Source organism: Bacillus sp. HY001, assembly GCF_007558965.1.
GTDB classification, from domain to species: domain Bacteria; phylum Bacillota; class Bacilli; order Bacillales; family Bacillaceae_G; genus Bacillus_A; species Bacillus_A mobilis.
Genome location: NZ_VLTE01000112.1, coordinates 1 through 564 on the forward strand (window position 1 = coordinate 1; position 564 = coordinate 564).

General features: G+C 52.0%; 5 tRNA genes. All 5 read left to right on the plus strand.

Annotated elements, in window-relative coordinates:
* Positions 1–23: 23 nt before the first annotated feature.
* The 5 genes from FOT98_RS28380 (at position 24) to FOT98_RS28400 (ending at position 544) form a co-directional block, all read left to right on the plus strand.
* Positions 24–97, plus strand: a tRNA-Pro gene (locus FOT98_RS28380).
* A gap of 15 nt (positions 98–112) precedes the next feature.
* Positions 113–185 (plus strand) — tRNA-Ala (locus tag FOT98_RS28385).
* Positions 186–205: 20 nt separating this feature from the next.
* Positions 206–298: transfer RNA gene (locus tag FOT98_RS28390), tRNA-Ser, on the plus strand.
* Between the two features lie 54 nt (positions 299–352).
* A tRNA-Ser gene (locus FOT98_RS28395) sits at positions 353–445 on the plus strand.
* 22 nt (positions 446–467) lie between these two features.
* A tRNA-Met gene (locus FOT98_RS28400) sits at positions 468–544 on the plus strand.
* Positions 545–564 lie beyond the last annotated feature (20 nt).

Sequence of the window (564 nt, forward strand, 5' to 3'; positions counted from 1 at the left end):
CCTCTCGGGCGCGCTTTTATTAACGGGAAGTGGCTCAGCTTGGTAGAGCACCTGGTTTGGGACCAGGGGGTCGCAGGTTCAAATCCTGTCTTCCCGATATTCCCAAAAACATGGGGCCTTAGCTCAGCTGGGAGAGCGCCTGCCTTGCACGCAGGAGGTCAGCGGTTCGATCCCGCTAGGCTCCACTTTATTTATTATATGTCTCGGAGGTATACCCAAGTTCGGCTGAAGGGATCGGTCTTGAAAACCGACAGGCGGTGAGAATCGCGCGGGGGTTCGAATCCCTCTACCTCCTCCATTTTCTTTTTAAATGGTTTAGACATAAATAATAAAATATTTCTTTTTCCTTCATGGAGGTATACCCAAGTTCGGCTGAAGGGATCGGTCTTGAAAACCGACAGGCGGCGAGAGTCGCGCGGGGGTTCGAATCCCTCTACCTCCTCCATTTTTTAAAAATATTATATTGTCGCGGGGTGGAGCAGCACGGTAGCTCGTCGGGCTCATAACCCGAAGGTCGCAGGTTCAAATCCTGTCCCCGCAACCAAATGGTCCCGTGGTGTAGTG